Genomic DNA, 11,681 nt, shown 5'->3' on the forward strand with positions numbered 1-11,681 from the left:
CGAGCCGTACAAGGTGTGGACGAAGCGCGTGCCCTTCTCGCCGGCCGCCTTGGTGCGGGCGTCCATGCGCCGCGCCTGGAAGTCGCCAGTGTTCGAACACGAGCTGATCTCGCGGTAGGTCGCCTGGCTCGGCAGCCAGACCTCCAGGTCGTAGGTCTTCCTCGCGCCGAAGCCCATGTCGCCGGTGCAGAGCAGCATGGTGCGGAACGGCAGCTCCAGCCGCTTCAGCACCGCCTCGGCGCACTCCACCATTCGCTCGTGCTCGGCGGCCGACTGCTCGGGCGTGGTGATCGAGACCAGCTCGCACTTATAGAACTGGTGCTGGCGGATCATGCCGCGGGTGTCGCGCCCCGAAGCGCCGGCCTCCGAACGGAAGCAGGGGGTCAAGGCGGTGAGCCGCATCGGCAGCTCTTCCTCGGCGACGATCTGGCCCATGACCATGCTGGTCAGCGGCACCTCGGCGGTGGGGATCAGCCAGCGGCCGTCGGTGGTGCGGAACAGGTCGTCGGCGAACTTCGGCAGCTTGTCGGTGCCGTAGGCGGCCGCATCGTTGACCATCAGCGGCGGCGAGACCTCCAGGTAGCCGTGCTCGCGGGTCTGCAGGTCCAGCATGAACTGGCCGAGCGCGCGCTCCAGCCGGGCGAGCTCGCCCTTCAGCACCGTGAAGCGCGCGCCGCTCATCCGCGCGGCGGCCTCGAAGTCCATCAGGCCCAGGCTCTCGCCCAGGTCGACGTGGTCCCGGGGCTTGGCGATGGCGAACGGCGTCCCCCAGCGGCGGACCTCGACGTTGTCGTGCTCGTCCTTGCCGGCCGGCACGTCGTCGGCGGGGATGTTCGGCAGGCCGGCCAGCAGGTCGTTCAGCGCCTGGCCGGCCTCGCGTTCGCCAGCCTGGGCGGTCTCCAGCGTGGCCTTCAGGCCTTCGACCTGGGTCATCAGGCTCTGGGCCAGCGCTTCGTCCTTGGCCGCCTTGGCCTGGCCGATCCTCTTGGACGCCTCGTTGCGCTCGGCCTGCGCCTGTTGCCAGCCGGTCTGGGCGGCGCGCAGCGTCCCGTCCAGGGCAGTGATCTCAGCCACCAGGGCGGCGCCGGACAGCCCCTTCGCGTCCCAGCCTTTGACATAGGGCTCGGGGTTTTCGCGCAGGGCTCGGATGTCGTGCATGGTCGCCGCTTGGGGGTTGGAAGCGGCCCCTCTCTAGAGCGCGTTGGCGCGCGCGCCAAGGCGGAGCGCCGGATGGGCCCTAGGCGGCCGCGTCCTCGTCCTTGCGGCGCAGTTCCACAAGCTTCACGCAGCCCACCGAGACGAAGTAGAGCGCGACGATCGGGAACGAGAGGCAGAGCTGGCTGATCGGGTCCGGCGGGGTGATGATCGCGGCCACCACCACGATGCCCACCACCGCAAAGCGCCAGCCGGCCATCAGCATCTTGGAATTCACCAGGCCCGCGATGCCCAGCAGCGTCAGGATCACCGGCAGCTGGAAGCAGAGGCCGAACGCCAGCAACAGGGTGGTCACCGTGTCGAAGTATTCCGAGACCTTCGGCATCAGCTTCACGGAGATGCCGGTGGTGCTGACGATCTGCTGGTTCAGCGAGAACCACAGCACGAACGGCAGGATCATGTAGTAGACCAGGGCCGCGCCGACGACGAACAGCACCGGCGAGGCGATCAGGAACGGCAGGAAGGCGCGCCGCTCCTTCTTGTAGAGTCCGGGCGCCACGAAGGCGTAGACCTGCTGGGCCAGCACCGGGAAGCTGAGCGCCACGGCGCCCAGCGCCGACAGCTTCAGATAGGTGAAGAACTGCTCCAGCGGCGCGGTGGAGATCAGCTCGGTGACGCCGCCGGGCGCGGGCGGCAGCGACTTCATCCCCGCCAGCACCTCGAACATGCCCTTCGCCTGGACGAAGGGCGCGGTGAGCGCACCCAGCCCATGGGCGTTGGCGCTCGCGTCCTGCGCGCGCACCGCCAGCAGGTTCGACGCCACGGCGAAGGGATGGATCAGGAACTGATAGGCCTGCTTGGAGAAGATGTAGCAGAACACGAAGGCGACGAAGAGCGCCACGAGGCAGGTGATCAACCGCGATCGCAGCTCGATCAGGTGATCCAGGAGCGGCGCGCGCGAGGCCTCGATTTCGTCGTCTGTGGTTTCGCTCACGAGACGCTCGCCTTCCGGACGCGCGGCTTCGCCGCCGCGGGTTTGGCCGAAACCGCCTTAGCGGCCGGCTTGGCGGCGACCTTCGGCTTGGCCGGCGGCACGGCCTTGGCGGCCAGCGCCTTGGGCGCGGGTTTCGCCTTGGCCGCCGTCGCGGTCGCCGTCTTCGCGGGGCCGCGCTTCGCGCCGCCGGCGGCCTTCGCCCTGGCGGCGGGCTGCTTCGCGCGGGCCTTCCGGGCCGGCTTGGCTGGGGTGATGTCCACGTGCTCGGTCTGGGCCGGGGTGTAGGGATAGGCCACCGGCTGGTCCAGCGAGACGCCGACGTCGCTCAGGCCCTGGCTGATCTCGTTGAAGGTCTGGGTCATCTCGGGCGACGTCGTATGGGCGGCGATGTCGGCCAGCTGGCCCTGGCGCATCGCCTCGACCTCCTTGCGCAGTTCGTCGAGCTCCGACTGGCGGGCCATCTCGTCGAAGCTGGCGCGGAACTCCGCGGCCATGGCGCGGACGCGCGCCATGAACTGCCCGAACTTGCGCAGCAGGATCGGCAGATCCTTCGGACCGACGACCACAAGGGCCACGACCGCGGCGATCAGGAATTCGAGTGCTTTGCCTTCGAGGAACATGGCCGTGGGCTTAGCGCGGTTTCAGGCGCGATGGAAACAGGCCCCGGCCATGGTGAAGGTTTGGCGGGCGATCGGCCTGGGAAATCAGGCCTTCGACTTCGAGGTCGAGCGCGAGGCGGTCTTGGTCGCGCCCTTCGCGGCCGTGGACTTCGGCAGCGGCTTGGCCGGCTCGGCGGCCTCTTCCTCGTGCGCCTCGTCCTCGCCCTTCAGGCCCTCGCGGAAGGCGCGGATGCCCTTGGCGGTGTCGCCCATCACGCTGGAAATCTTACCGCGACCGCCGAACAGCAGCAGCGCCACCGCGGCGATCAGCAGGATGTGCCAAATCGAAAGAGCGCCCATGGCGTCGCAGAACTCCTAATTCGTCGCGCCCCGGCGACCCGTCTTGAAGGGGCTATATAGTCGGTCTTCGGGCGGCGCGCCACGCGACATTCCGCGGGGCGCCGCCCGGAGCGGTCAGGCGCTTTCCTCGCCCAGGAAGTCGGTGTGGAACTCCGGCTGGTCGCCGTCCTCCAGCGGGTCCTCGTCCAGGGCCAGCGCATTGGGATCGGGCACGGCGAAGTCGGCCGGCAGGTCGAGCGACAGCAGGCCCGCCGCGCGCATCTCCGCCGCGCCGGGCAGGTCGCCGAGATTGGCCAGGCCGTAGTGTTCCAGGAAGGCGTCGGTGGTGCCGTAGGTGATCGGCCGCCCGGGCGTGCGCCGCCGCCCGCGCATGCGCACCAGGCCCAGCTCCAGCAGCACGTCGAGCGTGCCCTTGCTGGCCTGGACCCCGCGCACCGCCTCGATCTCGGCCCGCGTCACCGGCTGGTGGTAGGCGATGATGGCGAGCGTCTCCTGGGCGGCCCGGGACAGGCGGCGCGGCTCTTCGCGCTCGTCGGTCATCAGCCAGGCCAGGTCTTCGGCGGTCTGGAAGCGCCAGCGGCCCGCAACCTCCACCAGCTCCACGCCCCGGCCGCGGTAGCGTTCCTTCAGGACGACGAGCGCGCCGGCCACGTCGGCGCCCTCCGGCAGGCGCTTGGCGAGGTCGGCGTCGCTCAGCGGCCCGGCCGCGGCGAACAGCAGCGCCTCCACCTCGCGCTCGGTATAGGCCACGTCGCTCATGCCGCCCCCGCCTTCGCGCCGCCCAGGTCCTTGCGGGTGCGCAGATAGATGTCGGCGAAGGCCTCGAGCTGGCGGGCCTCCAGCGCGCCCTCCTTCACCAGCTCAAGCCCGGCCGACAGGGTCGAGGCCACGTAAGAGGCCCGCGAAGGCCCCTGCCCGCCCGAACCCCCGCTTGGGCCGAGCGGCGCCACGCCGGCCAGCGGCGTCCAGCGGCCCAGCTCGGGCAGCAGGCGGCGCAGGCGATCGCGCGCCTCCTCCAGCGGATAGGCCTGAGGCATGGCCGGGGTGTAGCGGCGGCTGGCCTCCTTGGTCCGCTGGGCGATGTAGGCGCTCATCAGACCGTAGAGGTCGCCATCGATGCGGCCGGACGGGATCACCTTGATCGCCTCGGGATCGCCGCGGGCGAAGACGTCGCGGCCGAGTTGCGGGCGCGTGCGCAGGGCTTCGGCGGCGTTGCGCATGGCGTCGAGCTTGGCCAGGCGGAAGGCGAGCCGCGCGGCGATCTCCTCGGCCGGCGCCTCGTCGCCCTTGGGCTGTTCGGGCTTGGGCAGCAGCAGGCGCGACTTCAGGTAGGCCAGCCAGGAGGCCATCACCAGATAGTCGGCGGCCAGCGCGAACTGGGCTTTCCGCGCCTGCTGCACGAAGGCCAGGTACTGCTCGGCGAGCTTCAGGATCGACAGCTGGGTGAGGTCAACCTTCTGGCTGCGGGCCAGGGCCAGCAGGACGTGCAGCGGGCCTTCGAAGCCGTCGATGTCGACGATCAGCGCCTCGCCGTCCTCGGCGGCTGTGGCCGCGGCGGCGAAGTCGAGGTTGGGTTGGAAGGGGCCGCTCATGCTGCGAACCTGCCGTCGAACGCCGCGTCGAACCGGGCCCGGGCCTCGGCGGCGTCGAACGGCTCCGGCGCCCGGGCGAGCCGCGCCAGCGCCGCCGCCGCCCGCGCCGCGGCCCTGCCCTTCAGCAGGCCCGCGCCGGCGACCACCGCGGCCATTTCGTCCATGGAGCCGTTGCAGTGCAGGACCACGTCGCAGCCGGCCGCGCGGCTGGCCTGGGCGCGTTCGGTGAAGTCGCCGCTCAGCGCCTTCATGGAAAGGTCGTCGCTCATCACCAGGCCGTCGAAGCCGATCGCGCCGCGAACCACCTTGCGCATCACCTTTTTCGAGGTGGTGGCCGGGCGCTTCCTGTCCACGGCGGTGTAGATCACGTGCGCGGTCATCGCCATGGGCATGTCGGAGAGCACCCGGAAGGGCGCGAAGTCAGCGGCGTCCAGGTCCTCGAACGGGGCGTCGACGACCGGCAATTCCAGGTGGCTGTCGGCCATGGCGCGGCCGTGGCCGGGGATGTGCTTGATGACCGGCAGGACGCCGCCGGCGATCAGCCCCTCTGCGGCGGCGCGGCCCAGCAGGGCCACCTCGCCCGGCGTGCGGCCATAGGCGCGGTCGCCGATGATCTCGTGGCCGTTCGGGTCTGGCACATCCAGCACCGGCACGCAGTCGACGTTGATCCCCAGCGCCGCCAGGTCATGGGCCATCAGGCGCGCGCCCAGGCGGGTGATCTCGCGGCGCAGCAGCGGGTCGTTGCCCTTCAGGTCGCCGAAGGCGCGGCCCGGCGGGTAGCGGCCCCAATGCGGCGGGCCCAGACGCTGCACGCGCCCGCCTTCCTGGTCGATCAGCACCGGAGCGTCGGCGCGGCCCACGGTCTCTCGGAGGGCGGCGATCAGGGCGCGCACCTGGTCCGGCGCCTCGACGTTGCGTTTGAAGAGGATGAAGCCCCAGGGCTTCACCCGCCGGAAGAAGGCCTTCTCCTGCGCCGACAGCGTCGGGCCCGCGCAGCCGAGGATGGCCGCCGTCACACTCATCTGGGCGCGCTCACTTGACGAAGCAGGCCTTCCCGGCGGCCTTCAGCTTGTCGCAGAAGGCAGTGGCGGCGGCGCGGTCGGCGAAGCCGGTCACCTGGACGCGGAACAGGGTCTTGCCGTCCTTGTCGACCTTCTCGATGGACTTGCCCTTGCCGGCCGCCGCGCCCGGCGCGACGGCGGCGGCGTCGCTCCAGGCCTTGTCGGCCAGGGCCTGGGACGAGACAGCGCCGATCTGCACCGCCGCGCCGCCGGCCTTGCTGGCCGCGGGCGCGGGGGCGGCAGGCTTCCCGGCCTTGGCTTCCGCCTTGGGCGCAGGCTTGGCGGCTTCGGTCTTGGCCGGCGCCGGAGCCTTGGCGGCGGGCGGCGCGACCTTGGCCGGCGGCGGCTCGGCCTTGGCGATGACCTGCGGCTTCGGCGGGGTCGTGGCCGGCGGCGGCTTGGCGGGCGCGGCGGCGGCCGGCGGCTGGGCCGGGATCGCCGGGCGCAAGGCCGGCGCGGGCTGAGCGGGCGCCGGCTGGGCGGGCGGAACCTGGGTCACCACCACCGGCGCGGTGGGCGCGCCCCGGGCCTGCGGCTGCTCCGGCGGCGGCGCGAACTTCGGGGTGATCGCGTCGGACGGCGCGGCCTTGCCGCCTTCGGTCTTGTAGATCTGCAGGCCGGCGGCGGGATCCTGCGGCTGAGCGTCGGCGGGCGGCGGGGCCTTCATGCCGGCCACCGGCTGGCCCACGGCCTGCGGCGCCTGGCCCGCCTGGCGCACCCCGTTCCTGTAGAACAGCACGATCGCGCCCGCCACGGCGAGTAGCACCAGCACCGAGATGATCAGGGTGAAGGGCAGCGGCCGCGACCCGCGCACGGGCTGGCGCGCGTCGAACGCCAGGGGCGCGTCGGTCGGGGGCGTGTAAGCGCCGCGCTCGTGATCGGACATCGAAGGCTCCCGCTTGGCCGCGCCTCGGCTTGGGATAGGCCGAATCGCACGTGGAACGGCCAGTCTAACCGAGCCTGCGCCCCGCCAACCGCCGACAGTCGGGATTCCTGTGGGTGGACTGCGCCCGAAATGAGGTAAGCCGCAGGAACCGGCCAACCGCGCCGACCAGGCCCAGCGAGACACATATAAGAAACATATAATGGCTACCGACGACCACCCGCAGCTCATCGTTTGGGATTCGCCCGCCATGCCTCCGGCAGAGGACCAGCGCGTTCGTCAGCCGGCCGCCGCCACGAGCCCCGAGGACCAGCGTGTCCGCCAGCTGATCGCCGCGGCCGGCCAGGCCATGGCGGCGGGTCGCACCTTCGACGCCGACGGCCTGCTGCGCCAGGCCGAGAACCTCGCGCCGGAACATCCGCTGGTGCTCAACGAGCGGGCCATGCGGCGGCTGAGCGCCGGCGATTTCGCCGCCGCCGAAGGCTTGACCCGCCAGGCGCTGGCGGCGAACCCGGAGCTGGCCGCGGCGTGGCTGAACCTGGCCACCGCCCTGCGCGGTCTGAAGCGTCAGGACGAGGAGCTGGACGCGCTCAACCGGGCCCTGGCTCTGGAGCCCACCAACATGCGGGCCCTGCTGCAGTCGGCGGGCCTGTACGAAGCGCGCCAGGACAGCCGCACGGCCGCCGCCACCTATCGCAAGGTGCTGATGCTGATCCCGCCGGGCGTCCAGATCCCGATGGAGATGCGCAGCATCGTCGACCACGCCCGCCGGGTCGTCGACGCCAACACCCAGGCGCTGGAAAGCTTCCTGGAAGGCCATCTCAAGGCGACGCGCGCGCAGTTCGCCGGCGAGTCCGCCGCGCGGTTCGACAAGTCGCTGTCCACCTTCCTCGGCAGGCGACGCGTCTTCCGCCCGCAGCCGACCTTTCTCTATGTGCCCGAGTTGCCGGCGATCGAGTTCTACGACCGCGCCGATTTCCCCTGGCTGGACGAGATCGAGGCGGCGAGCGACGACATCCGCCGTGAACTGGTCGAGGTGCTGGCCGACGGCCAAGCGGTGCTGGAGCCCTATATCGCGCTCTCGGCCACTCCGGACGAGAAGTGGCGCAAGTTGAACAATTCGAAGAGCTGGGGCGTCTTCTACCTCTGGAAGGCCGGCGAGGCGCAGGCCGAGAACATGGCCCGCTGCCCCAAGACGGTGGCGGCGCTCGCGAACTGGCCGAAATGCGAGCTGCCGGGCTCGGCGCCCACGGCGGTGTTCTCGATCCTGGAGCCACACACCCGCATCCCGGCGCACACCGGGGTGAACAATGCGCGGCTGATCTGCCACCTGCCGCTGATCGTGCCGGGCGGCTGCGGCTTCCGGGTGGGGGCCTCGAGCCGCGAATGGGAGCCCGGCAAGGCCTTCGTCTTCGACGACACCATCGAGCACGAGGCCTGGAACGACAGCGACGACCACCGCGCGGTGCTGATCTTCGATATCTGGAACCCCCACGTCAGCGAGGCCGAGCGGGCCATGGTCAGCGCGCTGACCACCGGGGTCGAGCAGTTCTACGGATCCCTGCCGTCATACCTCTGAAAATCTCCTCTCCCAACGCGGAGCGTAGAGGGAGAGGATAGGGAGACGCCGGCGCCGGCCCTCTCCCTATCCTCTCCCTCTCGGCGCTGCGCTCTCGGGGGAGATGGAGACTCCTAGTGCAGTGAATCCAGGTGGAAGAGCTTGCGGTGCTCTTCGATGGCGTAGCGGTCGGTCATGCCGGCGATGTAGTCGCAGACCACCCGCGCCTTGCCCGCCTCGTCACGGGCGTGGGTGCGCGCGTACCACTCGGCCGGCAGCACGTCCGGCTCGGCCATGAACAGCTGGAACATCTCGGCCAGCATGCGGCGCGCCTGGCTGCGAGTGCGGTTGACCCGCCAGTGGCGGTACATCTTCTCCATCAGGAAGGCGCGCAGCGCCGAGAGGTCCTCGGCCATGTCGCGGGAGAAGGCGACGAGCGCGTGGCCCAGGTTCCGCACGTCCTCGGGCGAGCCCACCTTGTCGGCGGCGGCGCGGCGGCGGGTCTCGGCCAGCACGTCGTCGACCATGGCCCCGATCATCCGGCGCACCGCTTCCAGGCGCAGGATGCGCGCCTCGGCGGTGGGATAGTCCGCGGTCGCGCCGGCCACGTACGGCCCGATCAGCGGGATCGAACCCAGCTCCTCGAGATTGAACAGGCCGGCCTGCACCCCGTCGTCCACGTCGTGGTTGTTGTAGGCGATGTCGTCGGCCAGGGCGGCGACCTGGGCCTCGGCCGACGCCCAGCCGGACAGCCGCAGGTCGTAGTCGGCGTCGAACTCGGCGATCGCCCGCCAGGAGGGCTTCTCCAGCTTATCGATCACCGGCCCGTTGTGCTTGATGACGCCCTCCAGGGTCTCCCAGGTGAGGTTCAACCCCTCGAAGCGCGGATAGCGGCGCTCCAGCTTGGTGACGACCCGGAAGGTCTGGACGTTATGGTCGAAGCCGCCGAACCCCTGCATCTGGATCTGCAGCTCATCCTCGCCGGCATGGCCGAAGGGCGGATGGCCGAGGTCGTGGGCGAGCGCGATCGTCTCGGCGAGGTCAGGGTCGAGACCCAGCGCCGTGGCCAGCGAGCGGGCGATCTGGGCGACTTCGAGGCTGTGGGTCAGGCGGGTGCGGAAGTGGTCGCCCTCGTGCGCCACGAAGACCTGGGTCTTCTCCTTCAGGCGGCGGAAGGCGGTGGAATGGATGATCCGGTCGCGGTCGCGGGCGAAGGGCGTGCGCGTGCGGCTCTCGGGCTCCTCGACCTTGCGGCCCCGCGAACGGGCGGGGTCCTCGGCGTAGGGCGCGCGGCTCGGAAGGGTTTCGGCCATCAAATCCATCTATAAGGGCGGCCACTTGGTGATGACCGCGAGCGCCCTCATATAGTGCAGGCCTTTCATTCGTCTAACCGCCCTTATGCGTCCCTTCGAACGTCCATGACCACGACCGACCTCACGCTCAGCCCGGCCGCCGCCCAGCGGATCCATGCCATCGGCCAGGCCGAAGGCAAGCCGCTGATGCTGCGCGTGGCGGTGGAGGGCGGCGGCTGTTCCGGCTTCCAGTACCAGTTCGACCTGGTCGAGGCCGCCCAGCCGGACGACCTGAGGATCGAGCGCGATGGCGCCGCCGCCCTGGTCGATGAGATGTCGCTGGTGCTGCTGAAGGGCTCGGAGATCGATTTCGTCGACGAGCTGGCCGGCGCCGAGTTCCGGGTGCGCAACCCCAACGCCAAGACCAGCTGCGGCTGCGGCGTCAGCTTCTCGATCTGAGCACCAGGCGGTTGCGGCCCGCGCGCCGCTCATAGGCCTCGATCTCGCACCACGCCTTGATCAGTGCCAGGCCCGCACCACCGCCGCGCTCCAGGTTCGGCTCGGCCGTCGCCGCGGCGCGCGGATCGAAAGCCACGCCGGCGTCGCTGAACGCCAGGCGCACGCAGCCCGCCGCCGCCATCGACAGGCGCACCACCACGCGGGTCCGCGACGCCGGACGGCCGTGCTCGACGATGTTGACCACGCACTCCTCCACCACCACCGCCAGCTGGTCGGCCGCCGCCTCGCCCAGGTCCGCGGCGGCGGCGAAGGCGCGGGCGACGACCAGGGCGCGCCCCGCCGCCCCCGGCCCGACCGCCAGGCGCACAACCCTCACGGGAGAGGTCTCGGCGTTGGCCGACAGCTTTGCTATGACAGTCCGCCTATTGGGGTTTCGGGGGTGGGGATGCTCAAGCTTGTCGCGGCAGGATTGCTGATCGCGGGGATCGTGTCGACTGAGGCCCTGGCGGCCGACATCGGGCGCATCAAGACGGTCGCCGGCCAGGCTGCCATCGTGCGCGCCGGGGCCACCATCCCCGCCACGCCCGGCGCCACGCTTTCGGTGAAGGACGTGCTGACCACCGGCAAGGACGGCCGCATCGGCATCACCTTCATCGACAACAGCCGCTTCGCCATCGGCCCCAACGCGCGGGTCTCGCTGGCGGAGTTCGAGTTCGACGACACCACCCACAAGGGAAGCTCCCTCACCCAGGTGGACCGCGGCTCCCTGGCCATCGTCTCCGGCCAGATCGCCAAGGAAAACAAGGACGCCATGAAGGTGAAGACCCCCACCTCGCTGCTGGCCGCGCGCGGCACCCGCTTCGTGGTGGATGTGCCGTGAAGCGCATCCTCGTCCTGCTGATCCCGGCCGTCCTGCTCTGCGCCTGCGCCACCACCCGTGGCGCGGTGACGCTGCTGCCGGGCGAGAACGGCGCGCCCGTGGGCGCGGTCGCGATCTTCGATCCCAAGACCGGCGCCGAAAAGGGTTCGCTGACCGCGGCGAACACCGCCTCGGCGCTCGGGGGCAAGGTCGCCGCGACGGCGGTGGATCCTGCGAAGTACGCCGCCCTGACCGATACCCTGCCGCCGCCGCCGACCCACTTCACCCTCTACTTCATGGAGGGGCTGACCACGCTCACGCCAGCGTCGGAGGCCGAGCTGAAGCAGGTGTTCGACGAACTGGCCAAGCGGCCGGGGGCCGAGGTGCTGATCACCGGCCACACCGACACCGTCGGCAAGGCCGAGGACAACGACAGCCTGTCCCAGCGCCGCGCCGAGGACATCCGCCAGCAGCTCATCAAGCAGGGGCTGAACCCGGCCATCAGCCGCGCCGTGGGCCGCGGCATGCGCGAACTTCTGGTGCAGACGCCGCCGGGAACCGACGAGCCGAAGAACCGGCGCGTGGAGATCACCGTCCGCTAGGGTGCGCGCCAGTAAGTTGGCGGCGGTCCGCGTCCACTTCGAGGCGTAAGGGCTATGACCGCTATCGACCCGTTGCGGACGTTTGCTCCTCTCCCAGATGCGGCAGCATCGTGGGAGAGGCCGGGCGAGGGCGGCGCCGGCGTTTTGAGCCGCCGCATCCTTGGACCCGTTGGCGCTTTAAGGATGATCGGGTCCAAGCCAGCGGGTGATCTGACGGCCGCGCCGCCCTCTCCCGGCCTCTCCCACAGCGCTGCCGCGCTTGGGAGA

General features: G+C 70.8%; 14 protein-coding genes. 4 read left to right on the top strand and 10 right to left on the bottom strand.

Going from position 1 to position 11,681, the window contains the following annotated elements; genetic code table 11:
- The 8 genes from serS to VGL85_RS05945 form a co-directional block, all read right to left on the bottom strand.
- A partial coding sequence (serS, locus tag VGL85_RS05910; RefSeq protein WP_331586984.1) for a serine--tRNA ligase occupies positions 1 to 1,158 on the bottom strand: 1,158 nt, incomplete at its 3' end.
- A 79-nt stretch (positions 1,159 to 1,237) separates the two neighbouring features.
- Positions 1,238 to 2,149 carry a twin-arginine translocase subunit TatC gene (tatC, locus tag VGL85_RS05915; RefSeq protein ID WP_331586986.1) on the bottom strand — a complete coding sequence of 304 codons (912 nt, stop codon included), beginning with the start codon at positions 2,147 to 2,149 and terminating at the stop codon, positions 1,238 to 1,240.
- Complete coding sequence (gene tatB, locus VGL85_RS05920; RefSeq protein ID WP_331586988.1) at positions 2,146 to 2,769, bottom strand: Sec-independent protein translocase protein TatB; 624 nt, start codon at positions 2,767 to 2,769, stop codon at positions 2,146 to 2,148. The genes tatC and tatB overlap by 4 nt, the downstream gene beginning before the upstream one ends.
- Before the next feature lie 84 nt (positions 2,770 to 2,853).
- Entirely contained in the window at positions 2,854 to 3,108 is a 255-nt protein-coding gene (locus tag VGL85_RS05925) for a twin-arginine translocase TatA/TatE family subunit (protein ID WP_331586991.1), read from the bottom strand.
- Positions 3,109 to 3,222: 114 nt separating this feature from the next.
- Positions 3,223 to 3,867 (bottom strand): SMC-Scp complex subunit ScpB, encoded by a 645-nt coding sequence (scpB, locus tag VGL85_RS05930; protein WP_331586993.1) that lies wholly within the window; start codon positions 3,865 to 3,867, stop codon positions 3,223 to 3,225.
- Complete coding sequence (locus VGL85_RS05935) at positions 3,864 to 4,700, bottom strand: ScpA family protein (RefSeq protein ID WP_331586996.1); 837 nt, start codon at positions 4,698 to 4,700, stop codon at positions 3,864 to 3,866. The genes scpB and VGL85_RS05935 overlap by 4 nt, the downstream gene beginning before the upstream one ends.
- On the bottom strand, positions 4,697 to 5,722 hold the full coding sequence (gene nagZ / locus VGL85_RS05940; RefSeq protein WP_331586998.1) for a beta-N-acetylhexosaminidase: 1,026 nt from the start codon (positions 5,720 to 5,722) through the stop codon (positions 4,697 to 4,699). Before nagZ ends, VGL85_RS05935 begins: the two co-directional genes overlap by 4 nt.
- A 10-nt stretch (positions 5,723 to 5,732) precedes the next feature.
- Entirely contained in the window at positions 5,733 to 6,647 is a 915-nt protein-coding gene (locus VGL85_RS05945) for an SPOR domain-containing protein (RefSeq protein WP_331587000.1), read from the bottom strand.
- 199 nt (positions 6,648 to 6,846) lie between these two features.
- Here VGL85_RS05945 and VGL85_RS05950 point away from each other — a divergent pair, with 199 nt between their 5' ends.
- Positions 6,847 to 8,223 carry an aspartyl/asparaginyl beta-hydroxylase domain-containing protein gene (locus VGL85_RS05950; protein WP_331587002.1) on the top strand — a complete coding sequence of 459 codons (1,377 nt, stop codon included), beginning with the start codon at positions 6,847 to 6,849 and terminating at the stop codon, positions 8,221 to 8,223.
- Between the two features lie 113 nt (positions 8,224 to 8,336).
- Here the strand turns inward: VGL85_RS05950 and VGL85_RS05955 are convergent, their stop codons facing one another.
- The gene (locus VGL85_RS05955; protein WP_331587003.1) at positions 8,337 to 9,515 is read right to left on the bottom strand and encodes a deoxyguanosinetriphosphate triphosphohydrolase; all 1,179 of its coding nucleotides are present in this window, start codon (positions 9,513 to 9,515) and stop codon (positions 8,337 to 8,339) included.
- Between the two features lie 105 nt (positions 9,516 to 9,620).
- On the opposite strand from VGL85_RS05955, the gene erpA reads away from it, so the two are divergent.
- Positions 9,621 to 9,953 (top strand): iron-sulfur cluster insertion protein ErpA, encoded by a 333-nt coding sequence (gene erpA / locus VGL85_RS05960; protein WP_331587004.1) that lies wholly within the window; start codon positions 9,621 to 9,623, stop codon positions 9,951 to 9,953.
- Here erpA and VGL85_RS05965 read toward each other — a convergent pair.
- Positions 9,937 to 10,329, bottom strand: coding sequence for an ATP-binding protein (locus VGL85_RS05965; RefSeq protein WP_331587006.1), 393 nt, complete (start codon positions 10,327 to 10,329; stop codon positions 9,937 to 9,939). The genes erpA and VGL85_RS05965 overlap by 17 nt on opposite strands.
- Before the next feature lie 69 nt (positions 10,330 to 10,398).
- On the opposite strand from VGL85_RS05965, the gene VGL85_RS05970 reads away from it, so the two are divergent.
- Both VGL85_RS05970 and VGL85_RS05975 read left to right on the top strand, forming a co-directional pair.
- Positions 10,399 to 10,833: a FecR family protein gene (locus VGL85_RS05970; protein ID WP_331587008.1), complete on the top strand. Its 435-nt coding sequence runs from the start codon at positions 10,399 to 10,401 to the stop codon at positions 10,831 to 10,833.
- Positions 10,830 to 11,414, top strand: a complete 585-nt coding sequence (locus VGL85_RS05975; RefSeq protein WP_331587011.1) for an OmpA family protein — start codon at positions 10,830 to 10,832, stop codon at positions 11,412 to 11,414. Before VGL85_RS05970 ends, VGL85_RS05975 begins: the two co-directional genes overlap by 4 nt.
- Positions 11,415 to 11,681: the final 267 nt, after the last annotated feature.

It is taken from the genome of Phenylobacterium sp., from assembly GCF_036501465.1.
In the GTDB taxonomy this organism is placed as follows: Bacteria; Pseudomonadota; Alphaproteobacteria; order Caulobacterales; family Caulobacteraceae; genus Phenylobacterium.